21 protein-coding genes and 1 pseudogene are annotated in these 25,248 nt (G+C 48.1%); 13 read left to right on the top strand and 9 right to left on the bottom strand.

Annotated elements, in window-relative coordinates:
* Positions 1 to 3: 3 nt before the first annotated feature.
* Positions 4 to 1,338 carry a dihydrolipoamide acetyltransferase family protein gene (locus tag J2S00_RS06570; RefSeq protein ID WP_307337095.1) on the top strand — a complete coding sequence of 445 codons (1,335 nt, stop codon included), beginning with the start codon at positions 4 to 6 and terminating at the stop codon, positions 1,336 to 1,338.
* A 109-nt stretch (positions 1,339 to 1,447) separates the two neighbouring features.
* On the opposite strand, the gene J2S00_RS06565 is transcribed toward J2S00_RS06570, so the two are convergent.
* Complete coding sequence (locus tag J2S00_RS06565; RefSeq protein ID WP_307337092.1) at positions 1,448 to 2,548, bottom strand: SEC-C domain-containing protein; 1,101 nt, start codon at positions 2,546 to 2,548, stop codon at positions 1,448 to 1,450.
* 247 nt (positions 2,549 to 2,795) lie between these two features.
* On the opposite strand from J2S00_RS06565, the gene J2S00_RS06560 reads away from it, so the two are divergent.
* The gene (locus J2S00_RS06560) at positions 2,796 to 3,287 is read left to right on the top strand and encodes a MarR family winged helix-turn-helix transcriptional regulator (protein WP_370875840.1); all 492 of its coding nucleotides are present in this window, start codon (positions 2,796 to 2,798) and stop codon (positions 3,285 to 3,287) included.
* 24 nt (positions 3,288 to 3,311) lie between these two features.
* A pseudogene (locus J2S00_RS06555) lies at positions 3,312 to 5,486 on the top strand (MMPL family transporter); the annotation flags it as partial.
* On the opposite strand, the gene J2S00_RS06550 reads toward J2S00_RS06555, so the two are convergent.
* The 6 genes from J2S00_RS06550 to J2S00_RS06525 form a co-directional block, all read right to left on the bottom strand.
* Entirely contained in the window at positions 5,483 to 6,058 is a 576-nt protein-coding gene (locus J2S00_RS06550; protein ID WP_307337637.1) for a Uma2 family endonuclease, read from the bottom strand. The pseudogene J2S00_RS06555 and the gene J2S00_RS06550 overlap by 4 nt on opposite strands.
* A gap of 35 nt (positions 6,059 to 6,093) precedes the next feature.
* On the bottom strand, positions 6,094 to 7,065 hold the full coding sequence (locus tag J2S00_RS06545) for a carbohydrate kinase family protein (RefSeq protein WP_307337089.1): 972 nt from the start codon (positions 7,063 to 7,065) through the stop codon (positions 6,094 to 6,096).
* A gap of 38 nt (positions 7,066 to 7,103) precedes the next feature.
* Positions 7,104 to 8,606, bottom strand: a complete 1,503-nt coding sequence (locus tag J2S00_RS06540; protein ID WP_307337085.1) for a glycoside hydrolase family 32 protein — start codon at positions 8,604 to 8,606, stop codon at positions 7,104 to 7,106.
* A gap of 47 nt (positions 8,607 to 8,653) precedes the next feature.
* The gene (locus tag J2S00_RS06535) at positions 8,654 to 9,538 is read right to left on the bottom strand and encodes a carbohydrate ABC transporter permease (RefSeq protein ID WP_307337081.1); all 885 of its coding nucleotides are present in this window, start codon (positions 9,536 to 9,538) and stop codon (positions 8,654 to 8,656) included.
* The gene (locus tag J2S00_RS06530) at positions 9,538 to 10,422 is read right to left on the bottom strand and encodes a carbohydrate ABC transporter permease (protein ID WP_307337079.1); all 885 of its coding nucleotides are present in this window, start codon (positions 10,420 to 10,422) and stop codon (positions 9,538 to 9,540) included. Before J2S00_RS06530 ends, J2S00_RS06535 begins: the two co-directional genes overlap by 1 nt.
* Before the next feature lie 66 nt (positions 10,423 to 10,488).
* A complete protein-coding gene (locus J2S00_RS06525) occupies positions 10,489 to 11,805 on the bottom strand; it encodes an ABC transporter substrate-binding protein (protein ID WP_307337076.1) in 1,317 nt (438 codons plus the stop codon).
* A 321-nt stretch (positions 11,806 to 12,126) separates the two neighbouring features.
* On the opposite strand from J2S00_RS06525, the gene J2S00_RS06520 reads away from it, so the two are divergent.
* Positions 12,127 to 13,116 (top strand): LacI family DNA-binding transcriptional regulator, encoded by a 990-nt coding sequence (locus tag J2S00_RS06520; RefSeq protein ID WP_307337073.1) that lies wholly within the window; start codon positions 12,127 to 12,129, stop codon positions 13,114 to 13,116.
* A gap of 202 nt (positions 13,117 to 13,318) precedes the next feature.
* On the opposite strand, the gene J2S00_RS06515 is transcribed toward J2S00_RS06520, so the two are convergent.
* Positions 13,319 to 14,551, bottom strand: a complete 1,233-nt coding sequence (locus tag J2S00_RS06515) for a dicarboxylate/amino acid:cation symporter (RefSeq protein ID WP_307337070.1) — start codon at positions 14,549 to 14,551, stop codon at positions 13,319 to 13,321.
* Between the two features lie 237 nt (positions 14,552 to 14,788).
* Here J2S00_RS06515 and J2S00_RS06510 point away from each other — a divergent pair, with 237 nt between their 5' ends.
* On the top strand, positions 14,789 to 15,529 hold the full coding sequence (locus tag J2S00_RS06510) for a metallophosphoesterase family protein (protein ID WP_307337068.1): 741 nt from the start codon (positions 14,789 to 14,791) through the stop codon (positions 15,527 to 15,529).
* Between the two features lie 235 nt (positions 15,530 to 15,764).
* Positions 15,765 to 17,378: a gamma-glutamyltransferase family protein gene (locus tag J2S00_RS06505; protein ID WP_307337066.1), complete on the top strand. Its 1,614-nt coding sequence runs from the start codon at positions 15,765 to 15,767 to the stop codon at positions 17,376 to 17,378.
* Between the two features lie 50 nt (positions 17,379 to 17,428).
* On the opposite strand, the gene J2S00_RS06500 is transcribed toward J2S00_RS06505, so the two are convergent.
* Complete coding sequence (locus J2S00_RS06500) at positions 17,429 to 17,878, bottom strand: Lrp/AsnC family transcriptional regulator (RefSeq protein WP_307337063.1); 450 nt, start codon at positions 17,876 to 17,878, stop codon at positions 17,429 to 17,431.
* A 249-nt stretch (positions 17,879 to 18,127) separates the two neighbouring features.
* Here J2S00_RS06500 and J2S00_RS06495 point away from each other — a divergent pair, with 249 nt between their 5' ends.
* The 7 genes from J2S00_RS06495 (at position 18,128) to J2S00_RS06465 (ending at position 25,241) form a co-directional block, all read left to right on the top strand.
* A complete protein-coding gene (locus J2S00_RS06495) occupies positions 18,128 to 18,763 on the top strand; it encodes a chromate transporter (protein WP_307337061.1) in 636 nt (211 codons plus the stop codon).
* Positions 18,764 to 18,819: 56 nt separating this feature from the next.
* Positions 18,820 to 19,350: a chromate transporter gene (locus tag J2S00_RS06490; protein WP_307337058.1), complete on the top strand. Its 531-nt coding sequence runs from the start codon at positions 18,820 to 18,822 to the stop codon at positions 19,348 to 19,350.
* 304 nt (positions 19,351 to 19,654) lie between these two features.
* Positions 19,655 to 21,217, top strand: coding sequence for an ABC transporter substrate-binding protein (locus J2S00_RS06485; RefSeq protein ID WP_307337055.1), 1,563 nt, complete (start codon positions 19,655 to 19,657; stop codon positions 21,215 to 21,217).
* 159 nt (positions 21,218 to 21,376) lie between these two features.
* The gene (gene nikB, locus J2S00_RS06480) at positions 21,377 to 22,330 is read left to right on the top strand and encodes a nickel ABC transporter permease (protein ID WP_307337053.1); all 954 of its coding nucleotides are present in this window, start codon (positions 21,377 to 21,379) and stop codon (positions 22,328 to 22,330) included.
* Between the two features lies 1 nt (position 22,331).
* Positions 22,332 to 23,234: an ABC transporter permease gene (locus J2S00_RS06475; protein WP_307337050.1), complete on the top strand. Its 903-nt coding sequence runs from the start codon at positions 22,332 to 22,334 to the stop codon at positions 23,232 to 23,234.
* Positions 23,235 to 23,251: 17 nt separating this feature from the next.
* Positions 23,252 to 24,292, top strand: a complete 1,041-nt coding sequence (locus tag J2S00_RS06470) for an ABC transporter ATP-binding protein (RefSeq protein ID WP_307337047.1) — start codon at positions 23,252 to 23,254, stop codon at positions 24,290 to 24,292.
* Positions 24,249 to 25,241, top strand: coding sequence for an ABC transporter ATP-binding protein (locus J2S00_RS06465; RefSeq protein ID WP_307337044.1), 993 nt, complete (start codon positions 24,249 to 24,251; stop codon positions 25,239 to 25,241). The genes J2S00_RS06470 and J2S00_RS06465 overlap by 44 nt, the downstream gene beginning before the upstream one ends.
* Positions 25,242 to 25,248 lie beyond the last annotated feature (7 nt).

Genomic DNA, 25,248 nt, shown 5'->3' with positions numbered 1-25,248 from the left:
GAGATGCTGGTTGAATTTAAGTTGCCTGATGTGGGTGAAGGAATCACAGAAGGAGAGATTGTCAGGTGGTGTGTCAGTGAGGGGGAGATGGTTGAAGAGGATCAGGTGCTGGCCGAAGTGCAAACAGACAAAGCGGTGGTCGAACTTCCCTCACCTGCAGCCGGGAAGGTTAAGCGCCTCTGGGCTGAAGCAGGTGATGTGGTGCCAGTGGGCGCGGTACTGGTCACCATCGATTCCGAACAATCTGCAACAAAACAGCTTGAAACGGAACAGCATCCACAGATGGACCGAAATACTGAAATCCACAAAGGAGAGCACAACGCTTCGTCAGCGGAGCTGATTGCCCCCGCTCCGGGACGGGAGACTGAGCAGCAAACGGCGCATAAATTAAGATCGGGAGTGCCCCTCGCTGTCCCTTCGGTTAGACGGCTGGCCCGCGAACTGAAAGTGGATCTGAGAGAAGTGGCAGGGACCGGTAAACAGGGACGTATTACGGAGGAGGATGTGCGCCGCTATGCCCAGGCCAGGGAGCAGCTGGCCGCTGAACAGGAGTTGGCCCCCTCCCAGATGCACAAGTCCGGGCAGCAGCTGGTCCAAGCCATACAAACAGCAGAGGAAGCTGATCAAGAACGGGTACAGCTCAAAGGCATCCGCCGGGCGATGGCCCGCAATATGAAACTGTCTCTGGCGACCATTGCCCATTGCACCGGTTTTGATGAAGCAGATGCAACCGGTATGATCCGCATGCGGGAAAGTATGCAAGCGTCGGCAACAGAGGAAGGGGTGCGGCTGACGTACCTGCCTTTCATCACGAAGGCAGTGGTCTATGCCTTGAAAAAACACCCTCTGTTCAATGCCACATTTAATGAGGAACGGGACGAAATTCTGTTTAACCGGGAGATCAACATCGGCATCGCTGTGGATACGCCCCAGGGGCTGGTTGTTCCGGTCATTCCACAAGCCGGTCAAAAAAGCATCCTTGAACTGGCCCGGGAAATCCAAGGGCTGTCAGAGAAGGCCCGGGAGCAAAAGCTCACCTTAAGAGAGATGCAAGGGGGCACGTTTACCATCAGCAATATCGGCTCCATTGGAGGCATGTGGGCCACACCGCTTATTCAACCGCCACAGGTGGCCATCCTGGGTGTGCATAAAATCTATAAAAAACCGGTGGTGAAGGAGGATCCTCTCGAAGGAGATCAAGTGGTGATCCGCCGGGTGATCGGGGTGTCGCTCAGTTTTGACCACCGCATCATTGACGGGGCGCAATCAGCCCGGTTTATGCAGGATGTGATCAAGTATATTGAGAGCCCTCACTTGTTGCTTCTTGAAGCCCGCTAACGACAGGTCGCTAATCACTTGATATACCGCAATGAGGCGAAAAACGTGGACATTGTCTCTGTAATAAAAAACTTTATGTTTGCTGTTGACACTGCGTGGCAGGTGTGGTTCATTGTTCCAGAGTGTCCAGCAGGTCACGGGCGGCCTGCCAGGTCTCCTCATCTATGTTCTCCTGTGCTGCAACAAGTTCTTTTAACAGGGAGACAGCTTCCGCTTTGCGGCCTATATGTTCCAGGAAGGAGGCATAGCGGTACCGGCCATATTGCCAGTTGGGCATCGCCTTGAACAGATGCTGGTATTCTTCCTCTGCTTGAGCCACCTGGCCGGCATCTGCCAGGATATCCGCTTTGTCACACCAATAATTGCCCCGTTGATATTCATCTTCAGCCAGATCCATTAATTCCTCAGTGACTTCTAACGCTTGTTGTTCGTAGCCAGAGTGGTTCTGGTAAAACATTTGCAAATCTTGTAGGGCATTATTGAGATAACTCAAATGATCCATTTTCCGGGCTTGGCGTACATTTTCTTTTAGCGCCAGTTCAGCTCCTTTCATATCTCCTGCCTCTTTAAAGTAATGGGCAATATGAGCCCTGTTTTCCAGTTGCAAGAGGGGATCAAGGGGGTCTTTTGCGATCAATGCTGGTGAGCCAAAGTAATAGGCGCCTTGACCCAGACATAACAAACCGGCCATCGGATCAATCTCTGCCAGAACAGGAACATTGTTCTTCACCGGCATACAGCATCGTTTGTATTTGCGCCCGCTGTCGCAAGGACAAGGGTCGTTCCGGCCGGTTTTTTTCCACTTGACCCCTAATAGGCGCACCGCAGCATGATAACCTTCCGTGTCGAACGGTTGCTTAGATTTTAGTGTTTGATAAAAAAAGTGAATAAAGACCCGCACAATATTGGCCCGGGCCGCATGGTCACTTAAGCCCATGTCCCTGAGCCGGCGCATTGTGATCTGCAAGCTTTCCAGCTGGGGATCGGCCAGCTGGTTTTCAACAATGCCTTCCATATAGACATGTAAAATCGGATTCACGCCATTAATAACCACCTGATCAGGCAAGTGGCTGCGCCGTTCCATCAGCAGCTTCACCTCAGGATGCTCGTCCAATATATGTTGTAAACCAGGATCATGCTCATCTATGCCATCAAGCTGCATCAGTATATTCTGTTCTACAAGCTGAGCCCAATCCGGTTTAACGTTCACAGGAACCACCTTTCCATCGTTTATTTTAAAACAATTGTAGCATATTTGAACACTTCCTCCACTTAAATTCTAACGACTCTTGAAGAACAATTCGCTCAAAACGCATCGTATGCTGGTGAACCCTTGTAATCCTTAATAGACACGCGCTTGACAGAAATCCGGCCATATAGTTAAACTGTTTAATAGTTAAATCATTGAATCAATTGGTTGTAAAAGATCGTTGAGTACGGATTGAGCAAGGAGTTGCGTGTATCGAGGATCTCGTGCCAGAAGGGAAAGTGAAATCGTGCACCAGGAAAGCATCCGACACCTCGTCGACCGTTATCTGTCCATCTCTTTCTTCGTAACGAAAAGGGCAGCCACCCTGGTCAAATCAGAGCTGGATCAGGATATGACAACTGATCAATTTTTTTTGCTGCGTTATATCCAACGGTGTGGCCAATGTACATCAACGCAGTTGGCAGCCGCCTTTGTGGTTAACAAAAGCGCAATTACAGCCATCACCAACAGGCTGGTGGATAAAGGTTTTCTGGAACGGAAACGCGATCCTCGTGACCGCCGTCTGGTCTATCTTGAACTCTCACCCGCCGGAAAAAAGTGGCTGGCTGCAACTGAAGAAAAAATATACAAGCTGGTCAAAAAAGTGATCACTCATTTTTCACAACAGGAGATCGAAACCTTTATCAACACATATGAAAAACTGAATCACATCTTACGGGAGATGGAGGAAAAAGCATGAGAGGCATACTGAAAGACAAGTGGCCTGATCCGCCAGGATAACCGTACCGAGGCGGTGGCAGCCACCTACCGTACGGCAGGAAAAACGGTTTTGTACAGCGGTCTGGCAGTGATGATCGGCTTTGCCACAGTCGGTTTATCCACTTTCCAACTGTATCAATCGGCGGTAGCTGTGGCTGTCGGAGTGGCCATCCTGTTGTTGGCCTTAAACACCCTTGTTCCAGTGTTTATGGGCCTCATGGGTCCCAGGCTGTTTTGGCCGGTCAGGGGCCAATTGGAACACCGTCCCAGTAAGCTGTGGGATGCCGCCGGCCGCTTTGCTCTGGCCCGGCCGCTCATCGCCCTGGCCGTTGTTGCTCTGATTACCGCGCCTGTTCTGCTCGCGTATGACGGACAGATCTCCTTTGACCTGACAGAAGAGATCGGAGATGGCTATCCTTCTGTCAAAGGCTTTCACATCATCAGCGAACGTTTTGGACCCGGTGAAGCCATGCCTGTCCAGGTGGTGCTGCGGCACCATGCACCGCTGGACGGACCGGACCATCTGGTGCTGCTTGAAAAAATCAGCCGGGAGCTTGCCAAAGTGGATGGTGTAGAGCAGGTGCGTTCTGTCACCAGACCATTAGGGGAACCAGTCGAGGGATTCCTGGTCGCTCAACAAGCGGCCACACTGCAGGAAGGTTTGGAACAGGGGCGGGACGGGATTGAGGAAATCAGCTCTGGCCTGGGTGAAGCCAACGCCCGCCAGCTGCAGGCAGGGGCTGAACAACTGCTGCAAGGCTACCAAACAGCAGAGGAAAGCCTGGCTTCTGTCGCTGAACAGTATCGCCAGCTCCAGGTAGGATTGGCCCGTCTGGTGGAGCAACTGTCTCAGGTCCATCAGTCTTTGCAACGCGTGGAGGAAAGGCACCCCCAATTGCAGCAGGATGAAGAGTACCAGCAAACGAAGCAGGCCACAGCTGTCTTGCTCCAGCAAGGGCAGCAGCTGGCCGCCGGGTTGGAGCAGTTGAATGCGGCCTTGGCCCAGATCAAAACAGGTTTAGCCGAGGCCAATGCCGCCCTGTCCGGCGTGGCTGGCGGCCAGCAAGCTTTACTGGCCGGTTTGGATCAACTGATCACCGCCCTTGAAGAGTTGGAAGATGGTTTGAACGAGTTAGCGGATGGCCAGCAGCAGATCACCGGTCAGCTGCCCTCTTTGTCTGGCGGACTGGACCGGGTGAATAAAGGACAGCAGGAACTGCTGTTGGGCTTTGAACAACTGGGGGGACAAATGGATGCCTTGATCAGCGGTTTGGATCAAAGCACAGCTGGCTTGCATCAAGTGGCGGACGGCTTGGCCCAGGCAGAACATTATCTGGCTGAACTCTCTGCTGTCGTTGACGAGGAAATGGCCGGCTGGCATGTGCCCCAGGAGGTGTTGGACAGCGCTGAGTTTCAGCAAGCGCTGGAGGCTTATCTCTCTGCCGATCAGAGGATAGCCACCTTTGATGTGATCCTGGCCGACAATCCCTACGCTATACAAGCGTTGGCCATGATCCCACAACTCGAGGAAGCTGTTCAACGGGCGGTCAAAGATACAGAACTGGAAGGGGCTCAACTGGCTGTGGGCGGTGTGACCAGCACCTATGCTGATTTGTACCACATTTCCAGTGAAGACTATGCGCGCACAGTGGTGCTGATGCTGTTGGGCATTGCCCTTATCCTGGTCGTTGTGCTTCGTTCCCTGGTGATGCCCATCTATTTGATTGCTTCCCTTGTTTTAACCTATTATACGTCCATGGCGGTCACAGAACTGATTTTTGTCAACGCATTGGGGTATTCGGGCATTAATTGGGCGGTCTCTTTCTTTGCTTTTGTGATGCTGATCTCCCTGGGGATCGACTACAGCATTTTCTTGATGAACCGCTTTAACGAATACCGGCACCTGTCGGTCAAGGAAGGCATATTGCTGGCCATGGGCAATATGGGCACCGTGATTATCTCTGCTGCTGTCATTCTAGGTGGGACGTTTGCGGCCATGTACCCATCAGGGGTCCTCTCCCTGATGCAAATTGCCACTATCGTCCTGAAGGGGCTGTTCCTTTATGCTCTGGTGGTGCTGCCCCTCTTTGTACCAGTCATGGTCAGGATGTTTGGCCAGGCCAATTTTTGGCCGTTTAAGGAGACACCTTCCGCCAGTGAAGAGCAGCAGGTGCTTTAAGGAGTCTTGTCCTGTTCAAACTGGAAAACGGGTTTTAAATTAATCGTTAGATCTTTAAAAATAAACGACCTTAATTGGCCTTCCTTGCCGAAGGCCTCTTTTGTGCGGTAATAACCATCCTCGAGTCCCAGTACTTCGACCATTTTGTAGCCGGGATCCACAATCCAGTACTCTTGGACACCAAATTGCTGGTAAAGCTTCAACTTTTCGTTCCGGTCTTTCAATGCTGTTGCAGGTGATAGTACTTCCACTACCAGCGTTGGGGGGCCGTAACACCCTTTGGAAGCCAGTTGATTGGGATTACAGATGACAGACAGATCAGGCTGCAGGACATGATCGGGATGGTCATAATCTTCTTTTGCGCTTAAATACACATCAAAAGGAGCAACCGCCACATAGCAGGCTTTGTTGCCAAAATACGCCCGCAAAGCAAAATGAAGTTCGCCAACGATATACTGATGTTCCCAGGATGGAGCAGGTGTCATGTTGTAGGGTTTGCCGTCAATCAGTTCCCAGCGTCCTTCCCATTTCAGCCAGTCTTGATAGGTGTAACGGCCGGCTTGATTCGGCATTTTCAAGCCTGTCATCCCCTTTGCTTTTTTATTCATTATACCACTTTCATGACCTCATCATAGCTCGGCAAGGCAGCCATGGCGCCGATTTTGGTGCACACGAGGGCCCCCACCCTATTGGCAAAAGCGACGATCTCCTGCATTTGTCCCATATCGCCTAAGGCCTGTTGGGGATCATCCAGGCGGGCCAACTGAAACAATACGGCTCCCACAAAGGCATCACCCGCCCCTGTGGCATCCACCGCTTTAACCGGGATGCTTTCCACCAGGGTTTGTTGCTCCCCGGCAGAGAGGAATGTTCCTTGCTTGCCAAGGGTGACGGTTACAGCCTGGGGGCCTAACTGATGTATTCTTCGCACACCTTGGGTTGGCTCGGATGTTCCGCTTATCACTTCCAGTTCCTCGGCACTGACTTTGACGAAATCAGCCTGGCTTAGCGCTTGGCGGGATAAGTGGGCAAACTCCTCTATTCTGCCCTTCCACAGGTCCCCGCGGTAGTTGGGATCAAAGGAAACCAGCTGTCCATTTTCCTTGGCTTCTGCCATGAGGCGCAAGTAGGTGTCCCGGAATGGATTGTCCAGCAAGGCGGTTGCCGAACCGAAATGAATCACTTTTGCTTGGCGGATCTTTTCCAGGTCTAACTCATCATAGTTTAATAGGCCATCCGCTCCCCGGTTAAACACAAAGTCCCGTTCCCCCTCTTTGGTCAGGGAAACAAAGGCAAGGGTGGTGGGAGCGTGCTCATCCATGACCAGCATGGAGGTATCCACCTGTTGCTCATCCAACACCTGTTTTAAAAAGGTGCCAAACGGATCATGGCCCACTTTGCCGACAAAAGCAGCCTGGCCGCCCAGTTTGGCTACGCTTGCGGCCACGTTGGCCGGCGCACCGCCGGCCTGCTTTACAAAGTGGGTGCCCCGGGTCAAATCCACGTCTACATCGGTGCAAAAAAAGTCAATCAAAAGCTCGCCGATGGTGACAACCAGCGAATCGGCTGAGGTTTTCATGGTTTAAACACTCCTTGTCTGTTTGGCAAAAACTTTAATTAATAATTAATTATAGCATGTTTTAAGTCCCACTTTTTCAGGTTGATGATTTGAACAGGCTGATCGGCAAAAAAGCGGATGCCGGTGGCCCCTTCACTGGGATACACACGGGCCGTCATCACTGTTGTCCCGCCGTTGATAAAAATTTCCACAGACGATTTATCAATAAAACAGCGCAAGTGGAGCTGGTTATTTTCCAAGGGGACTTCTGCCTGGCGGATGCCGCCAGGACCTTGACCCGAGCGGTTGCGGTCCAGGCTCACGAGGCCGTCATCTTTGGTGTAAGTCAGGACTGTTTCTTCCCCTCTCTCTTCATTCACTCTTAGTTTCAACCCAAAGCGGGAAGCGGCCTGGGCATCGATGACGAGCTCCAGTTCTACGTGATCCCCGCTGATTCCCTCCAAGGCAAGCTCACCTTCCACCGTCACCTGTGTATAAGCTACTTCATTTTCCCTCAACCGTTCTAACTCTGGTACAGGTATTGAGACAATCTGTCCATTTTCGATCCTCAGCAAGCGGGGCAGCGTCATCGCTCCAGCCCAACCATGGGTTTGCGTAGGCATGGGGCTCTCCCACATGTCCATCCAGGCGATGAGGATTCTTCTTCCTTTGTTGTCAATTGTTGTTTGAGGGGCATAAAAATCAAAGCCATAATCCAAGAGCTGAAAAGGGCCGTGGGAAAGTTGCCCTGTTTCATAGTTTAACGTGCCGATGACATAACCCGATTGATGCAGGTTATGGTAATAGATGCCTTCCGGTTTCATGCCTTGGGGGGACATGACCAGCACATCTTGACCGTCTAAATGGAAGAAATCGGGACACTCCCACATGAAACCGAAGTTTCCTTCCCCTTTGGCCATGACATTGACAAATTCCCAGTTGATCAAATCAGGCGAACGGAACAACAGGGCCTGGCCTTGGTTGGTTTTGGTTTTGGAGCCGATCACAGCATAGTACTGCCCTTCATGCTCCCAGACCTTTGGATCTCTGAAATGGTGGGGGTGTATGTCTCCTTCCGGTGCAGCAGCAATCACCGGGTTCTCAGCCAGTTTGGTAAACCGCACCCCATTGTCACTCACGGCCAAAGCCTGGGTTTGCTGCAGATCTTTATCATGATTTGGTCCTGTCCACACATTACCGGTATACATGAGGTATAGTTTGCCGTCTTTTTCAATAGCACTGCCCGAAAAACAACCGTCCCTGTCATAGGCTTCGCCCGGCGCCAGGGCAATGGGGAGGTGTTGCCAAAACACCAAATCCTTGCTCTTCACATGCCCCCAGTACATCGGGCCCCATTCGGGGGAAAAGGGATGGTGCTGATAAAACAGATGATACTCCCCATTAAAGAAACAGAACCCATTGGGGTCATTCATCCAATTGGCCGGAGGGGCCACATGATAAACAGGACGCCAGGGGTGGTGGCTGGTCTTTTTTTTCATTTCATCCACGAATTGTTGAGCTGCATCAAGTTTATTGTCCATTTGATTGAGTATCTTTTTCATTTCACTCCACCTTTGATCTATTTTCTAGTTGCCGTGTTGTGTCTTAATTATTTAATAGACCCTTCCAATACCCCTTTAATAATTTGTTTTTGCATCAGCAAATAGAAAATGATGACCGGAATGATGGCTAACACCAGGGCGGCCATTGCGGCGCCGTATTCAGAGGTATAATGGCCGAAGAAGTAGAACGTGGACAGGGGAATGGTCCGGTTGCTCTCATCAATGAGCACCAGAGAAGGCAACAGGAAGTCATTCCAAATCCACAGTACATCCAAAATGGCAATGGTAATGGTGATGGGTTTTAACAGCGGGAAAACCACATACCAGAATACCTGTAGTTTAGATGCACCATCAATGTAAGCTGCTTCTTCCAATTCTTTGGGAATATTTTTAATAAAGCCGTGATACATAAATGTGGCCAAACTGACTCCAAACCCCAAGTAACAAAAGATAAGGGTCCATTTGCTGTTTAACAGGCCTAAGTTTCCATATACTGAAACAAAAGGGATCATTAAAGCCTGGAAAGGAATAATCATGGAAGCCACCAACATAAACAAAATGAAGTGATTCATTCTCCACTTCCACCGTACTAAAAAGTAGGCCAACATGGAAGAAAACACAATAATAATCACTACGGAAAAGACAGTAATGATAAGGGAATTGATAAAAGCCGCTGGAAAGTTCATGGTTTGGTAAGCCCATATGTAGTTTTCCAGACTAAATTGCTCCGGCAGTGAAAAGGGATTTTGCACAATATCCAGACGTTCCTTAAAGGAATTTAACACCACGAGGGCAAAGGGAAATATATACAGGACAAACAGGATGCTGGACAGCAGAAACAGTATGATCCCTTTCCGCTTCTGCTTCAGCGGATGCGTTTTGAGGAGCGCATTGCTGTCCGGCTTGACCACAGTCGAAGTTTTGTGCTGCATCAGGCCTCCACCTCCAACTTTTTCATGGCCCTGACCTGGATGATGGCAATGGTTGCCACAATCAAAAAGAGAATAAAGGCTTTGGCTTGACCAGGTCCAAAGTTTTGATATAAAAAGGCTTCATTATAAACGTGCATAGAAAGTAACTCTGTGGAACGGAATGGTCCGCCGTTGGTTAGCGATAAGTTGACTTCGTAGACCACAAAGCTGCGTTGCAAGGTTAAAAACACACTAATGGTAAAGGCAGTAATCATCAATGGCACTTTAATCCGGATTAACTGCTGCCATTTCGAAGCGCCATCAATCTCGGCCGCCTCCAGCAGGGATTTGGGGATTCCCGTTAAACCGGCGATATAAATCAGCATCATATAGCCGGATGATTGCCAAACACCAACGATAACCAGAGTCCAAAACGCTTTCTGCGGGTCAGCCAGCCACGAGGAAGAAAACATTTGCAAGTTTAAGACTTCGCCTAGATAAACGATAACGCGGGAAAAAATAAACTGCCAGATGAAGCCCAAAATAATGCCGCCGATCAGATTGGGTGTGAAAAAGCCCATGCGAAAAAAATTTTGCCCCTTCATCCCACTGGTGACAAGCAAAGCCAGGCCAAAGGCAATCACATTGGTCAACACCAGTGTATAAAGCACATATCTAAGCGTTATAAACAGGGAAGCAACAAAATTGGGATCACTAAAGGCAATTTGGTAGTTTTCTAATCCTTTAAATGTGATTGAGGTGGATACGCCAGCCCAATCTGTGAAAGTCATCACAACTCCAAGCGAAAAGGGGATCATGACGACCGCTGTAAACGCAAAAAGCGGAATAAAGGCAAACAAGGAAAAAACCTTAACTCTCTCCAATAGTGTACGTTCCCCGTACATGCAGGCTCCTCCTAACATCATGGTGTAAAAAGTGGGATAAGACGAAGCTTACCCCACTCTGTTTCATTACTTGACACTATTCCAATACAATTCAAGTTCGGCAATTAATGTATCTTTGTCAATATGATCAGCTAAATATTTCTGCAGGGATGCACCCATTGAGGGCCAAGCATCAGCAGGGTAGTACGAGTTCATCCACTCCAGGGTATTTCCAGATTCCATGTGCTCCATAATGGAGAGGGAGAGAGAATCCTCAGGTTTAATCTGGAAATTGTCAAAGACCGGGATCAAGTTTAATTTGTTTACAGCATACTCCTGACCTGTTTCATCCAAGACGAGCCAGTTCAAAAATTGAAGTGCTGCCTCCTGTTGTTCAGGTGTGGATCTGGAATCATCCACCACCCAGTAGGAAGGAACCCCTACGGAAATGTGACTGTTACCATAATCATCAGGATTGTCACTGACCGGTACAGGGATAAAGCCGTATTCCCCATCAGGGTCTAATTCTTGCAATTGGGGATAAGCCCAGTTACCCATAAACCACAGGCCAACTTTGCCGCCGGCCAAAGCAAGGGGGCCGTCATCGTAGTTTGTCCCCAAAGGAGAATGTTTTTCAGAATTATATTCCTTCATGAGATCAAAGGTTTTCAGCCAGCCGTTAAACACCTTGTTGTCAGCCAGACTGACATTGCCGTCTTTTAAGTCTTGCATAAATTGGTGACGTTCTTCACGGTTTTCAGATTGGGCGGCAAAGAAAGGATTGGTCAAGTGTGCACCCAATGACCAGTCCATGGGAGAAACGTGGATGGCTTCAACACCCTCCAAGGCAGCCAGCTGCTTAAACAGGCTCTCCAGGTCCTGGTGTGTTTTAACCGTTGAAGGAACGAACGCTCCCCCGATGGCCTCTTCCACGACAGCTTTGTTATAAATAAAGCCAAAAGCTTCCACTGTCACTGGCATGCCGTAGATTTTGCCGTCAACAGTTACAAAATCTGTCATTCCAGGTAGGACATGTTCCACCCAGGGTTGGTCAGTTAAATCTAAAAAGTGGCCCTTAAAGGTGTCAAATTCCTGGGAAACCATCATAATCGTGGGCGGGTTGCCGGAAGAATATAAGGACGACATTTTTTCAAATGGCGTTTGTCCGGCCAAAGGTATTACAGTTACTTTAACGTTGTGTTCCTCTTCAAAACGTTTCACGGTTTCCTCAAAAGGTTTAGCAATTTCAGGTTTGCTTAATAAAATAGAAATCTCAGTGGGCGCAGACCCGCCACGGGCTTGTGAGTCACCATTTTCTGAATCGTTTTGAGATGCGTTTTCCCCGCAAGCCGTTAATACCAAGGCAAGCAGCAGAGTTAAGCAAACAATCCAAAATTTTTTCATTGTTCTCCCCCTTATCTTCATTATGTAAGAGTTTTCAATGCTATTCTACTATCACCCCTTAATTTATGTCAAACGTTTTCATATATTTTTATAAAATTATTCTGCTAATATTTTTTGACTTCCTATATATAGTGATTAATCAAGGTGTTTATAGTAAGCAAAACAACTTATCGTTTGTGGTAACGTTACCATAACTGTGTTATACTTGCTCCTAGATTTACCGTATAATGATGGTAGGTAAGAAACTGTTATCCCAATCGTAGAATCCACAGACCGGCTGTTGATGATAGCAAGCCGGGTAGCGAGAAGGGAGGAAGCACCATGCCCAGTATTAAAGATGTGGCTAAAAAAGCGGGCGTTTCTGTGACCACCGTTTCACGGGTGCTAAATAATAGGGGGTATATTAGCAAAGAAACACGCCGGAAAGTGGAGCAAGCGATGGCAGAAATCGATTATCATCCCAATCAAATCGCCCGTGCCTTGCAAAAAAGCCAATCATACTTGCTTGGGGTGATTGTTCCAGATTCCAACCATCCATTCTTTGCTGAACTGATTAAATATATTGAAATATATGCCCATGAACAAAACTATAAGATCTTAATTTGTAACTCCTCCGACGATCCAGACAAAGAGGCAAAGTATATCGCCATGTTGCGTGAAAACCGGGTAGACGGGATTATCATGTGCAGCCATACTCTAGACATTGAGGAATACAAAAAAGTGAAGTTACCCATTGTTTCATTTGACCGAATTATATCAGAGGAAATTCCTTATGTCGGTTCGGACAATTTTCTGGGTGGGGAATTGGCAACGGAACACCTCATAAGCAGGGGGTGCCAGCGGTTGTTGCATATTTCTGGCCCTCTGGAACTGGATATGTTGCCTAACAGGCGTGCCGATGCGTTTAAGTTGAAGTGTATGCAGCACAACATTCCCTTTAAAATTGTCGAGTGCGAATTTAACCGCCTCACTTTTGATTACTATCGGGATCTGATTACCCATGAGGTATCCAAGTATCTGAACGATTTCGATGGTATCTTCTGCAGCAATGATCTGGTGGCCTATGCCCTGTATGTATATGCCGCCCAGCAAGGAATTAAAGTGCCTGAACAACTGAAAATCGTCGGCTATGACTTTCACAGCTTTACCCGCATGCTCCAATTGCCTAAACTGACAACCATTAAACAGCCCATCGACAAAATTGGAAAAGTACTATGTTCAACGTTGATCAAAATGGTAGGCGGCCATGAAGAAGACATGATCAGTAATACCATTGTGAGTGTTGAACTTATTAAGGGGGATACCACTTAAGTTCACACGGGTTAAACTTATATCGCCTTAACGATTTAAAGCCACCTTTGCCAGGTGGCTTTAAACTTATGCTATGGGTGCTTATTTATCTATATTACCGAACGATCCAGTTCGGCTACTGAACGGTTTAGGAGGGGCAGATATGAATCAAGCGCCTTATATCATTCTTATGAGCACAATAAGAAATTAAAAGGAATGATATTCAACCTGTCATCCCTTGGTCCTGTCCATCGGCGTATTGACCAGCGTAACGTTGTTCAGAAGCATCGACCACCACAGCAGCAGAAGCATCACCCACAACGTTAACAGAAGTACGGAACATATCTAAGATGCGGTCAATGCCGGCAATCAGGACAATTCCCTCTAAGGGCATGTTCACCGAGGTCAATACCATGGTCAGCATGATCAGTCCTGCTCCGGGGACTCCCGCCGTTCCAATTGAGGCAAATGTAGCCGTCAGGACGATGGTAAGCAACTGTGTGAAAGTCAGTTCCAAACCGAAAAATTGAGCAATAAAAATGACAGCCACCCCTTGATATATAGCAGTCCCATCCATGTTAATCGTGGCACCTAGAGGCAACACAAAGCTGCTTGTGCTGTGGGAGACACCCAGATTTTCACGGGCATTCTTAATCGTGACAGGCAATGTACCCGCACTGCTGGTTGTACTGAAGGCCACAATTCCTGCCGGAGCAATTCCTTTTAAAAACTTAAGCGGACTCATTTTACCCAGTGTTTTGACCAGAATGGAGTAGGTGATCAGGACATGCAGCAGGCAGGCCAGTCCAACGGCCACAATGACTTTCAACAAGGGCAGCAAAACAGAAAGACCGTGTTGTCCTACGACCGGAGCGACCAAGCCAAAGACACCGATGGGAGCCAAAACCATCACGATGCCCGTCAAGCGGTACATGATCTCAGCCAGACCGTCAAAGAAATGGTAAACCGGATTGGCCCGCTCTCCAACCAGCGTGATACCCAAACCTAGACAGATGGCAAAGAAGATGATTTGCAGAATCGCCCCCTCAGCCAAAGCAGCTAAAGGATTAGTAGGAATGATATTGAGCAGGGTTTGGATAAAGCCTTCTGTTTCTCTTGGTTCGGGTGCTTCTACTTGCTGAGGGATATCTACCCCGCCTCCCGGTGAGAGAATTATGGCGATCGTGAGACCGATGGTAATGGCAATCAGGGTGGTGCCCAGATAATACACAATGGTTTTGCCACCAATACGGCCCAGTTTTTTCGGATCACCTGTGCTGGCCACACCTACAACAAGACTGGCCAAGACTAGCGGAACAATGATAAACTGAATCAGTCTCAGAAACAGATCGCCCAGGGGTTTGACGACCTCAATGGCAGATCCGAAAAGTGCGCCACAGATGATGGCAGCCACAAAGGCGAAGAGAATAGCCGTCAGGATATTCATTTTTTTCATGTTGTGTAACCTCCTTTATTCTTCCAGCCCATAGACTGCAAGTGATATGGTACAGAATTATACCGAATTGAACCAAAGTATCAAGTTTATAGGGAATGTACCTATTATTATGTGTATTCAAAAGATATCTATTTCTTTCATTTATGTGGGCTAAGGTGGTCATGGTATAATGGTGATGGTGATATTATAAGATATCGGTAGTTGTCTCTGCTTTCAGACTGTTTGGGAGGGTATGGCATGAAAATAGCTTTTCTGTCAGATATTCACGGCAATGCAGTTGCTTTGGAAGCCGTGCTGGAAGACTTAGAGCAGAATAATGCAGACCAAGTGGTGGTTTTAGGTGATCTGTGTTTCCGTGGCCCGGAACCAAAGCGTGCGTTGAAACTTGTGCAACAACTGGATGCCAAGGTGATTAAAGGTAATGTGGATGAATGGACCGTTCGCGGCGTACAGCAAGGGGAAGTGCCAGAGGCTTTTGTGGAGGTCATGAACCAGGAGCGGGAGTGGTGCCTACAGGAATTAACTGATCAAGATCTGGACTACCTGGCCCGATTGCCGGAGGAAGTGCACCTCACCTTGGGTGAACAGTTGAAGATTCATGGTTTTCATGCTGTGCCGGACAGCTTGTTCGATGTCGTCTGGCCAGATTCAACCCCACAAAAACTGGAAGAAGCGTTAATGAAGGACAAAGAAGCACACATTTACGTGTATGGCCATATTCATCTGCCCTTTGTTCGCTTTCTCCAGGGTAAATGTGTGATTAATACGGGTAGCGTGGGACTGCCCTTTGACGGACTGCCCCTAGCTTCTTATGTGCTTGTGGAAACGGATGGGCCGGGTTACAGCGTCTCCATTCAGCGGGTGCCTTATGATGTGGAACGTGTTGTTCAGCTGTATCAGACTAAGGGTTACCCTAATGCAGAGTTGATGATTCGTATTGTGCAGGAGGGAAAAAGTCCCTTTGAAATCAACAAATAATGCAATTCCCTTTAAGTATGCCGCCCACTCGGGGCGGTTATTTTATTTTACAAAAAGAAAGTCACTTGCCTGAAAGTTTCACAAAAGGAATAAAAATAACCTTATTCAACTTCATTAATGTTCTGTATTACTTGATTTCAAAACCATTTTTAAATATAATAAAACCATTCGGAAAATAAATGAAAAAGCGCAATATTAGCGGTGAAAGCACAATCGCAGATATGGAGGAAAATGTATGGTACATTACGATCCGTTATATCACCCGTATCCGTCCCGGCGGATGACAGTATACGCTAAGCGGGGGATGGTGGCTACCTCACAACCCCTTGCTGCACAGGCGGGATTGGAGATATTGCAAAAAGGGGGCAATGCGATCGATGCAGCCATTGCCACCGCGGCCAGCTTAACAGTACTGGAACCAACCTCAAACGGGATTGGCGGGGATGCCTTTGCCTTGGTGTGGACCCAGGGGAAGCTGCACGGTCTAAATGCCAGCGGTCCGGCACCGCAAGCGATTTCCATTGATAAACTAAAACAGGCAGGTCACGAGTCTATACCCACCCACGGCTGGATCCCGGTGACCGTACCTGGGGCACCTGCAGCCTGGGCAGCGCTGTCTGAGCGCTTTGGCCGGCTTCCGCTGACAGATGTTTTGGAACCGGCTGTCCGCTATGCAGAAGAGGGGTATCCGCTCACCCCCACGCTGGCTTATTTCTGGCAGCGAGCCTTTAACCAATTCAGCGACAAATTGAAGGGAGTAGAATTCCGTCCTTGGTTTGAGACGTTTGCCCCAGAGGGACGAGCACCACAAGCTGGGGAAGTGTGGCATTCTCCAAATCATGCCCGCACGCTCCAGGCCATTGCCGAAACCAAAGCGGAGGCCTTTTACCGGGGAGAGCTGGCCGAAAAAATAGAACAGTTCTCCAAACAACATGGCGGTTACCTGCGCCAAGAAGATTTAGCAGCCTACCAGCCGGAATGGGTGGATCCCATTAAAGTCAACTACCGGGGTTATGATGTGTGGGAGATTCCGCCCAATGGCCAAGGCATTGTTGCGCTGATGGCGCTCAACATTTTAAAAGGTTTTCAGTTTGAAGCCAAGGACAGTGTGGATACCTATCATAAGCAAATTGAAGCCATGAAGCTGGCCTTTAGTGACGGATTAAAATATATCACCCAGCGCGATCAGATGAGCGTAGCGGTTGAAGCCCTTCTGGATGATGCTTATGCGGAACAAAGATGCAGTCTGATCACGGAGACGGCCTTACAACCAGAGGCAGGAGAGCCACCCAGAGGAGGCACGGTTTATTTGGCAGCCGCTGATGGGGAAGGTAATATGGTTTCCTTTATCCAGAGCAACTACATGGGCTTTGGATCAGGTATCGTGATTCCGGGCACCGGTATAGCCATGCAGAACAGGGGTCATAACTTCTCCATGGATCCTGAGCATGATAACGCATTGGCACCAGGTAAAAAGACCTACCATACCATTATCCCTGGCTTCCTGACCAAAGGGGATCAGCCGGTTGGCCCGTTTGGGGTTATGGGCGGGTTTATGCAGCCCCAAGGCCATGTGCAAGTGATTATGAACACCATTGATTTTCAGCTCAATCCTCAGGCTGCCTTGGATGCGCCCAGATGGCAATGGATCAAAGACAAAGTGGTGGAAGTAGATCCGTTATTCCCGGAACACATCGCCCAGGCTCTGGCCCGAAAAGGCCATCAGATACAGCGGTCCTTGGACCATGGCGGCTTTGGCCGGGGACAAATTATTTGGCGCGACCCGGATACGGGTGTCCTGGCCGGTGGTACCGAACCGCGCACAGACGGCCAGATCGCAGCCTGGTAGTCGCAGTAAGACTCTCACCTTTTAAGGTGGGAGTCCTTTAACATCTTGCACTACAATTTTAAGCCTGTCCGGCTTTTGAAACGGCGTAAAAGAATGTGGCTTTCCACACGGGTAATGCCTTTTAAGGCATACAGTTCTTCGTTAATAAACTTTTCCAGCTTTTCAAAGTCTTCCACCAAAACATGCATGTGCAACGTACTGGGGCCTGTCATTTGATAGCAACTGGCTACAGCAGGGTTTTCCACCAGTTTTTCGGCCACTGAAACAAGAGCAGAAGGTTCACAATCCACCTCAAAGAAAGCGGATACTTTTTTGCCTACTTTTTCGGAGTTGATCACCACGCTAAATTTCTCGATCACGCCCGCTTTCATCAGTTGGTTAATCCGTTCGCGGACAGCAACGCGAGATAAGCCCAGTTCTTTGGCCAGGTCTACATAAGACATACGGCCATGTTCGCTAAGAATGTTCAGAATCTTTAAGTCTGTACTGTCTATCTTCATCATCTCACCTGCGCTCGATGTAAAATGTTATGTTTCCATTATAACTGAAATTTCCTTCCTTGTCATAAATATTGAATTTTCGGCTAAATAGTCATGCCCTCTGTGCTGCTCTAAACAACAAGGAACCCAAAAGTATATTTGTTCATCTAATTTATAAGTTATTGACAAATTATTATAACTAAATGTATATTTAATTCAATGTTTTGCTTACATTTTGTCAAGAGATGGCTGGGGAGGTATTAATACAAGGTGGACTTAAAAACGCATCGAGATCTTTTTGTTGGTTTTTTTCGAGCAGGTATGCTGGGCTACGGAGGAGGGCCTGCTTCAATCCCCCTTATCCACAAAGAGGTTGTGCAAATCTATAAGTGGATGACGGACGAGGAGTTTAACGATATTTTGGCCTTAGGCAACACCTTGCCGGGCCCCATCGTCACCAAAATGGCTGGATACATCGGTTACAGAGTGGCGGGTGTCTTGGGACTCATTAATGCCATCGTGGCCACTGTGCTACCCACCGTCATCTTAATGATCGCTTTGATCGGATTTCTGGCTTCGTTTCGCGATTCTCCTGTTGTGCAAGGGATGACCAAGGCCATAGCACCAGTTGTTGGGGTCATGTTGCTGGCTTTGGCCTATTCTTTCTTTAAGCACTCTCAGCAGGGGTTGGGCTGGTCTGTTTCCATCGTTCTTGGTGTAGTGAGCCTTATTGCCTATCATTTTTTGCATGTACATCCCGCTCTATTAATAGGCGGACTAATTGTATATGCCCTGTTTGGAAAAGAATACGTTTCTGCTGAGAAGACTGGCTCCGCGGGGGAAAAAGGGGACCAGGGGACTGTTGGGCGTCAAGGTGAAGACAAACAGAAAGACATTTCAGTTTAAGCGATATTTGAGTTTATTTGAATTGACGGCAACAAGACAAAAGGGGGCAGGCATAATTGGTTTACTGGCATCTGTTCTTAGCTTTTTTTATACCTGGGACCGTGGGTTACGGCGGCGGACCGGCTTCCATACCGCTCATCCAGAAAGAAGTGGTGGATCGTTATGGCTGGTTAACCATGGAGGAATTTGGCGAACTCCTGGCGCTTGGCAATACGCTTCCAGGTCCCATTGCGACCAAAATGGCCGGTTACATTGGGTACGAAGTGGGAGGGCTATTTGGAGCTTTTGTGGCTTTATTTGCTACAGTAGCCCCGTCCTTGATTGCCATGATCTTTCTGCTTGGTTTGCTTAATAAGTTTAAGAACTCACCAAAAGTGAAGCGTATGACAGCATTGATACGGCCAACCATTGCTGTTTTACTGGGTGTGTTAGCTTATCAGTTCTTTGTCACCAGCTGGGAAGGGGTAGGGATGGTGCAAACGGTATTTCTGACAGGCGCCAGTTTTTTATTGTTGGAAAAGTGGAAGATCCACCCTGCTTATGTGATTCTTGGGGCGCTGGTTTATGGCGCATTGTTTCTTTCCTGAGCTTATGTTATGACTAACCGGCAGGATTTTTGCTTTTTGAGTTATCATCATCGAATAAGTTATTTAAATTATGTATTGACATGATGAAAACATCTGTCTATAATTTACTTCAATATGTAAGAAAACTAGCAATTATAATAGTCTTTTTGCTATATCTTTTGTTAAGAGGGAGGTCATAATGGATAAAAGTAAAAGAATAGGGCAGCTGAGAGAAAATTGTCGGAAAGTTCCTTTTCCTTTGTTGATTCGGCCATTATGAATTTGAGTAATATTACTATAACAACATGAAGTGGAGGTAAACAAGATGAGAGGAACGTTTAAACTTTGTTTTCTGTTGGCTGTGACCTTAATGTTGATCAGTGCCTGCGGGCAAGCGGCACCAACAGAGAGCCCGTCTGAGGGAGAGCAGGAAGCAAGCGAGTCTGCTGGTCAATCAGCGGACAAAACAACACTGGTTGTAGGCCTGGACGATGATCCGCCGCAGCTCGATCCCCATTTCTCCACAGCAGCGGTTGATCGTCAAGTGTACCAAAACCTTTATGATAAGCTGGTTGATATTGATGAACAACTGAACTTCGTCCCCCAGTTAGCAGAGGATTGGGAGATTTCTGATGATGGCACCGTATATACCTTTTATCTCCGTCAAGGAGTGACCTTCCATGACGGCACACCGTTCAATGCCGAAGCGGTTAAGTTTAATATTGAGCGGATGATGGATCCAAACAATGGGTCACCCCGTGCCGCTGAATTACAATCTATCGATACCATTGAAGTGATAGATGAGCATACACTAGAAGTTCATTTGAAAGAGCCATTCAGTCCGTTTTTGGCTGTTTTGAGTGACCGGGCGGGTATGATGGTTTCCCCGACAGCGATTGAAGAAAAAGGAGAAGACTTCAGAAATTCACCAGTGGGAACCGGGCCCTTTAAGTTTGTGGAACGGGTCCGTCAAGATCGTCTGGTACTTGAACGGAATGAAGATTACTGGGGTGAACAGCCACAGCTGGAAAAAATCATTTACAGACCTTACAGCGATGAAAACGTACGTTTGACCAACCTGCTTTCCGGTGAGCTGGATATCATTAACAAAGTGCCTCCAAAAGACGTGGAAAGGTTAAGAAATGAAAGCGGCATTGTCTTATCTGAAAGCGGTGCGCTTGGATTTCAGGGATTGTACCTGAATAACAAAGATTTTCCATTTAATGTGAAGGAGCTGCGCAATGCTCTTGATCTGGTTATTGACCGGGAAGCAATTGTCAACGTTGCTTTGCGCGATGCTGCTATTCCCTCAGCAGGGGCAATTCCACCTGGTTCGTGGGCGTATGATGAAAGCATTCAGGTCAAAGAGCGTGATGTGGAAGCAGCCAAACGTTTGATGGCTGAAGCCGGTTATCCGGATGGGTTTTCATTTACCTTAAAAATTAATCCGCGTCCGGTGGAAGAGCAAATTGGCCAAATGATCCAATCCATGGCTGCTGAAGCGGGGATAGATGTTGAACTGGAAATTGTGGAATTTGGCACATTGATCGATCAATTGGATAATTTTGAGTTTGAGGCCGCACGTTTGGGGTGGAGCGGGCGTGTTGATCCTGACGGAAACATGCATCCCCTGTTACATTCCAATGGTTCTATTAACTATGGCTATTCCAACCCTGAAATGGACGAGCTGCTTGATCGGGCCCGGGCGGAAACAGATCCCGAGGTGCGAAAAGAGCTCTACCGTCAAGCTGCCGAACTGGCCCAGGAAGAATCACCTTACATTTTCATTTACCATGAACTAGATTTTACAGCTTATAAAGATAACTTGAAGGGTTTCAGACACCTGCCTGACACCATGATGCGCTTCCATGATGTTTATTTTGAATAAGGGGATCCCCATGTGCTGACCGTTCAGGGCTGACAGAGCGGATTCATGCTGAACAGATGAAGTGTAAAGGTGAGCTTTACACTTCATTTGTTCCATTTAACGCTCATTCTTGAACAACGATACCAATGAGCAAATCTAACAAAAGTGAGGTGAAAACAGGTGATTGTCTTTATTTTGCGCCGCTTGGGACTTATGCTGGTTATTCTTTTTTTAGTCAGTGTCATTGTGTTTTCCCTGGTACACCTGACCCCCGGGGATCCGGCACGCATGATGCTGGGTCAGGAGGCCACGCCTGAAGCGCTGGAAGCTTTGCGAGAACAACTGGGGCTTAACTTGCCCCTCTATATCCAGTATTTCAATTGGTTGACAGGTATTTTGCAAGGTGATTTTGGCGTCTCCTTAAAAGATAATACCCCTGTCTTATCCATTCTGCTTGAAAAACTGCCGGTCACCATTCAGTTAACGGTATTTTCCTTTATCATAGCCCTCTTAATCGCTATCCCTGCTGGTATTATAAGCGCAGTACGCAAAGGAACCAAATGGGACTATGTGGGGACCATGTTTTCTTTGGGCGGGGTCTCCATTCCTCCTTTCTTCTTGGGGATTTTGCTTATCTTCATATTTGCTGTCTCACTGGGCTGGCTTCCGCCCTCGGGATATGTGGAACCATGGGTTGATTTTAAGCAAAGTATGTTACTGATGATTTTGCCTGCTTTAACCATTGGCGTGCGCCTATCAGCAGAGTTGACGCGCATGTTGCGCTCCAGCTTGCTTGAAGTGCTGCAAGCAGACTATATCCGCACGGCGTATGCCAAAGGGGTGATGGAAAAAGGTGTTATCTTCGGACATGCGCTGAAAAATGCCTTGATTCCCGTTGTCACAGTGAGTGGTTTGCAGTTGGCCACATTTTTTGGGGGAGCTGTGATTACTGAAACCATTTTTGCAGTCCCTGGTCTGGGCCGCCTGATTGTGGATGCCATATTAACCCGTGATTTTCCAGTGGTGCAAGGAGCCGTGTTGTTCATGGCTGTCGCTGTTGTTGTGGTTAATTTTATCATTGACATCTTATATTCCATACTTGATCCCCGTATTAAATTGACAGGAGGACAGTAAGATGGAAGCAAATAAAGTGGCAACACAACAGGTCCAGTCCATGTCCAAGCAACCAAAACCCAAATTGAACATGTTAAAAGCGATGCTGGAGAGATTTGTACAAAACAAACTGGCTGTTTTGGGTGCAATTTTTCTTTTATTACTGATCACCATGGCCATCTTTGCTCCGCTGTTGGCACCCTATGATCCGACTGAGCAGGATTATGCCCGCTTTTTAATGTCTCCCAATGCCGAGCACTGGTTTGGCACCGATGAATTGGGCCGTGATGTGTTCAGCCGGGTTATGTACGGAGCACGTGTATCCTTGCAGGCAGGCTTAATTTCTGTTGCCATTGCCTTAAGTGTGGGGATTCCGGTGGGACTCATTTCCGGATATTATCGAGGTATCATTGATGAGTATATCGTCATGCGCTTTACTGATGCCTTGCTATCTTTCCCTCCGCTGGTGCTGGCCTTATCATTGGCAGCTATTTTGGGAGCCGGGCTGCAGAATGCTATGCTGGCTATTGGGATTGTCTTTGTTCCTAATATTATCCGCCTGATCAGGGCTGAGGTGTTAAGTCAGCGGGAGCGGGAATATGTAGAAGCGGCCAAGGCTTCGGGATTAAGCGACCTGCGGGTTATCTTTGTGCACATTTTACCTAACTGCATCCCGCCCATTTTGGTGCAGGCCACTTTAATGACGGCAGCGGCCATTATTGCTGAAGCATCATTAAGCTACTTGGGCTTAGGCACACAACCTCCCACTCCCAGCTGGGGAGCCATGTTGTCCATGGGCCAGGGGTATCTGAATGATGCACCTTGGATCGCATTGTTCCCTGGGCTGTTTATCTTTCTGACGGTACTTTCTATTAATCTGTTTGGGGACGGATTGCGTGATGCACTGGATCCCAAGCTGAAATAAGGAGGACAAGAGCTGATATGGACGAAGTGTTATTAGATGTCCGCCACCTCCGTATCACTTTGCACAACAAAAAGCAGCAGTTCCACATTGTAGACGGATTAAGTTTCCAAGTTGAAAAGGGAAAAACATTATGCATTGTCGGAGAATCAGGGTGTGGCAAAAGTTTAACCTCTCTGGCTGTCATGGGACTTTTACCTAAGGTGTTGCGGATCACAGATGGAGAGATCTACTTTAAAGGAGAACCGTTAACTGGAAAAAGTATGCGAGAGCTAAGTAAGCTCAGGGGTAATGAGCTGGCCATGATATTTCAGGAACCCATGACTTCCCTTAACCCTGTTCAAAAGGTGGGCAAGCAAATTGCCGAACCGATCATGTTACACAAAAAAGTGAGCAAAAAAGAAGCATACCGGCAGGCAGTGGACATGCTTAGACTGGTCGGCATTCCTGCACCCGAAGAACGGGTTCATGCCTATCCCCACGAGTTGAGCGGAGGCATGCAGCAACGGGTGATGATTGCCTTGGCGCTCAGTTGCCAACCGGAATTATTAATTGCTGATGAGCCGACGACTGCTCTTGATGTGACCATTCAGGCCCAAATTCTGGAGTTGATGAACCGCTTGAAAGATGAGCTGGGCATGGCCATTATGATGATTACCCATGATTTGGGGGTGGTAGCTGAGATGGCCGATGATGTGCTGGTCATGTACGCGGGAAAAGCGGTTGAATATGCCGCCAGAAAAGATCTGTTTACAAGGCCATTGCATCCCTATACACAGGGACTGTTAAACTGTATTCCCAAGTTGGAAGATGAAGAGAAGCGCGAGTATTTGCACATCATTAAGGGTTCCGTGCCTAGTCCGGATCAGATGCCGCCTGGCTGCCGGTTTGTCGATCGTTGTCCCTTTGCCCAGCAAATGTGTTTGGAAGTAGCACCGCCACTGGTGCAAATGGATGACCAACAGGTGGCTTGCTGGAAGTATACGCAAGATTGGGACCCGAAAAAGGAGGGAGAGTATGTCAACGCAGGCAATGGCGCCATCCAGTCAGACACTGCTTGAGGTCGAGGGGTTGAAAAAACATTTTCCTGTTGGTAAAAAAGGGCTGTTCTCCCGTCACAGGAAAGTGGTCAAAGCGGTTGATGGCGTAACCTTTGACATTAGGCGCGGAGAGACTTTGGGGATTGTTGGCGAATCGGGTTGTGGCAAATCAACCATGGGCAGAGCGATCTTAAGGCTGCATGAGCCCAGCGCAGGAACGATCCGCTTCGAAGGCGAAGATATGATGCAGCTGTCCCGACGGGAGATGAGGAAGAAAAGAAAAGAGATGCAAATGATCTTTCAGGACCCCTACGGTTCGCTCAATCCGAGAATGACGGTAGGTGCGATGCTGTCTGAAATTGTGCGCAATCATCGTATTGTGCCGCTTAAGGAGACGGCAGATTATATCTATCAGTTGTTGCAAGAGGTGGGCCTGGGTCCCCAGCATTTTCACCGTTTTCCCCATGAATTTTCCGGTGGACAGCGGCAGCGCATCGGCATTGCCCGTGCCTTGTGTGTGAACCCTAAACTGGTGGTTTGCGATGAGGCTGTCTCTGCCTTGGATGTTTCGGTTCAATCTCAAATTTTGAACTTGCTGGTCCGTCTCAGAAAGGAACATGACCTCACTTATCTGTTTATTTCCCATGACTTGAGTGTCGTAAAGCATATCAGTGACAGAGTCGGGGTGATGTACCTGGGCCGAATGGTTGAGTTGGCAGACAAGCAAGCGATCTATGCTAACCCCAAACATCCTTATACCCAAGCCTTGTTGTCAGCCATTCCCTCCACAGATATTGATAAGAAAAGGGAGAGAATCATTTTAAAAGGAGATGTGCCAAGTCCCCTCAACATTCCTTCAGGGTGCCGTTTCCATCCCCGCTGCCCTGTGGCTACGGATGAATGCCGGCACCAAGAACCGGAGTTTCGCCAAGTGGGAGAGCAGCATTATGTCGCCTGCCATCTGGTTTAAGTTACAA

The organism is Caldalkalibacillus uzonensis (assembly GCF_030814135.1).
GTDB classification, from domain to species: Bacteria; Bacillota; Bacilli; order Caldalkalibacillales; family Caldalkalibacillaceae; genus Caldalkalibacillus; species Caldalkalibacillus uzonensis.
This window is presented reverse-complemented; position numbering and strand designations above follow the sequence as displayed.

Excerpts from the sequence above, each read along its gene's own strand:
- J2S00_RS06485 (WP_307337055.1), top strand. The coding sequence starts at position 19,655 with ATGAGAGGAACGTTTAAACTTTGTTTTCTGTTGGCTGTGACCTTAATG.
- J2S00_RS06525 (WP_307337076.1), bottom strand. The coding sequence starts at position 11,805 with ATGAAAAAATTTTGGATTGTTTGCTTAACTCTGCTGCTTGCCTTGGTA.
- J2S00_RS06530 (WP_307337079.1), bottom strand. The coding sequence starts at position 10,422 with ATGTACGGGGAACGTACACTATTGGAGAGAGTTAAGGTTTTTTCCTTG.
- J2S00_RS06475 (WP_307337050.1), top strand. The coding sequence starts at position 22,332 with ATGGAAGCAAATAAAGTGGCAACACAACAGGTCCAGTCCATGTCCAAG.
- J2S00_RS06550 (WP_307337637.1), bottom strand. The coding sequence starts at position 6,058 with ATGCCGAATCAAGCCGGCCGTTACACCTATCAAGACTGGCTGAAATGG.
- J2S00_RS06535 (WP_307337081.1), bottom strand. The coding sequence starts at position 9,538 with ATGCAGCACAAAACTTCGACTGTGGTCAAGCCGGACAGCAATGCGCTC.
- J2S00_RS06545 (WP_307337089.1), bottom strand. The coding sequence starts at position 7,065 with ATGAAAACCTCAGCCGATTCGCTGGTTGTCACCATCGGCGAGCTTTTG.
- J2S00_RS06515 (WP_307337070.1), bottom strand. The coding sequence starts at position 14,551 with ATGAAAAAAATGAATATCCTGACGGCTATTCTCTTCGCCTTTGTGGCT.
- J2S00_RS06500 (WP_307337063.1), bottom strand. The coding sequence starts at position 17,878 with ATGAAGATAGACAGTACAGACTTAAAGATTCTGAACATTCTTAGCGAA.
- J2S00_RS06540 (WP_307337085.1), bottom strand. The coding sequence starts at position 8,606 with ATGAAAAAGATACTCAATCAAATGGACAATAAACTTGATGCAGCTCAA.
- J2S00_RS06510 (WP_307337068.1), top strand. The coding sequence starts at position 14,789 with ATGAAAATAGCTTTTCTGTCAGATATTCACGGCAATGCAGTTGCTTTG.
- J2S00_RS06570 (WP_307337095.1), top strand. The coding sequence starts at position 4 with ATGCTGGTTGAATTTAAGTTGCCTGATGTGGGTGAAGGAATCACAGAA.
- J2S00_RS06465 (WP_307337044.1), top strand. The coding sequence starts at position 24,249 with ATGTCAACGCAGGCAATGGCGCCATCCAGTCAGACACTGCTTGAGGTC.
- J2S00_RS06470 (WP_307337047.1), top strand. The coding sequence starts at position 23,252 with ATGGACGAAGTGTTATTAGATGTCCGCCACCTCCGTATCACTTTGCAC.
- J2S00_RS06505 (WP_307337066.1), top strand. The coding sequence starts at position 15,765 with ATGGTACATTACGATCCGTTATATCACCCGTATCCGTCCCGGCGGATG.
- J2S00_RS06520 (WP_307337073.1), top strand. The coding sequence starts at position 12,127 with ATGCCCAGTATTAAAGATGTGGCTAAAAAAGCGGGCGTTTCTGTGACC.